Raw genomic sequence first — 1809 nt, 5'->3', positions numbered from 1 at the left:
ACGCTGGTCGACATCTTTCAGAACAGCACGCGCAGCTTTGGTCCCAGGCCGCTCTTCGGCGAGAAGAAGAACGGTCAATGGACGTGGATGACGTACGCGAAGTTCGGTCAGCTGGTGGATGACCTGCGCGGTGGTCTGGCCCAGCTGGGAGTGACGCACGGTGACCGCGTGGCCGTCATCGCCAACAACCGCCACGAGTGGGCGGTGGGCGCCTACGCCTGTTACACGCTGGGGGCCGCCTATGTCCCCATGTACGAGGCGCAGCTCGACAAGGAGTGGCAGTACATCCTCAACGACTGTGGCGCCAAGGTGGTGTTCGGTGCCACCGACGCCATCGCCAACAAGCTCAAGGCGCTCAAGCCGGAGCTGCCCAAGCTCGAGCACATCATCCGCTTCACCGGCACCGAGCACGAGACGGACAGCATCGCGTGCCTGCTGCGCCGCGGCGCCGAGACGCCCTGCCCCGTCACCCAGCCCAAGCCCTCGGACCTGGCCGGCCTCATCTACACCTCGGGCACCACCGGCAATCCCAAGGGCGTGATGCTCACGCACTCGAACCTGGCGCGCAACGTGGTCGCCATCCACGAGATCTTCCCCATGAACCAGGAGGACCGCTCGCTGTCCTTCCTGCCGTGGGCGCACTCCTTCGGGCAGAACGTCGAACTCAACGGCCTCTTCTCCATGGGCGCCTCCATGGGCATCGCCGAGGGCGTGGAGAAGATCGTCGACAACCTCTCCGAGGTGCAGCCCACGCTGCTCTTCTCGGTGCCGCGCATCTTCAACCGCATCTATGACGGGCTCCAGAAGCGCATGGCCTCCGAGTCCCCCGTCAAGCGCATGCTCTTCGCGCGTGGCCTGGAAGTGGCCAAACAGCGTCGGGAGCTGGCCGACAAGAAGCAGAGCAGCGCGCTGCTGGACCTCCAGCACGCCTTCTTCGACAAGGTCGTCTTCTCCAAGGTGCGCGCCCGCTTCGGCGGCCGGCTGAAGTACGCCTTCAGCGGCGCCGCGGCCATCTCGCGCGAGGTGGCGGAGTTCATCGACAACCTCGGCATCACCGTCTACGAGGGCTACGGCCTCACCGAGACGTCCCCCATCGCCACCGCCAACTTCCCCGGCAACCGGAAGATCGGCTCGGTGGGCAAGGCCATCCCCGACACGCGCGTGACGATCGACCGCTCCGAGACGGGCGATCCCAAGCAGGGGGAGATCGTCGTCTACGGCCACAACGTGATGGCGGGCTACTACAACCTGCCCGACGAGAACGCGAAGGTCTTCACCGCCGACGGCGGCTTCAAGACCGGCGACATGGGCGTGGTGGATGACGACGGGTACGTGTGGATCACCGGCCGCATCAAGGAGCAGTACAAGCTGGAGAACGGCAAGTACGTGGTGCCGGTGCCCATCGAGCAGGCCATCCAGCTCTCGCCCTTCGTCGCCAACGTGATGCTGCACGGGCAGAACAAGCCCTTCAACGTGGCCATCATCGTCCCGGACATGGACTCGCTGAAGAAGTGGGCGGCCGAGAAGGGCCTGGACACCAGCTCCATCCCCGAGCTGCTCAAGCGCGAGGAGGTGCAGCAGCTCTACCGCGAGCAGATCAACGAGTTCTGCAAGGACGCGGCGAAGGGCTACGAGAAGCCCCAGCGCTTCCTGCTCATCAGCGAGGACTTCTCCACCGCCAACGACATGCTGACGGCGTCGCTGAAGCTCAAGCGCCGCAGCGTGCTCAAGAAGTACAACGAGGCGGTGGAGGAGCTCTACCGCGAGGCCGAGAAGAGCGGCGAGACGCGCGCCGCCTGAGCCTCGTGA

General features: G+C 65.3%; 1 protein-coding gene. It reads left to right on the top strand.

The features are described 5' to 3' along the window. Positions 1 to 1800 (top strand): long-chain fatty acid--CoA ligase (locus VF794_RS33950; RefSeq protein ID WP_331117272.1); only part of this gene is annotated, 1800 nt, incomplete at its 5' end. Between the last annotated feature and the right edge of the window lie 9 nt (positions 1801 to 1809).

The organism is Archangium sp. (assembly GCF_036389735.1).
In the GTDB taxonomy this organism is placed as follows: domain Bacteria; phylum Myxococcota; class Myxococcia; order Myxococcales; family Myxococcaceae; genus Archangium.
Note: the sequence above shows the minus strand (reverse complement) of the source record. Positions and strands in the feature narration are given on the sequence as shown.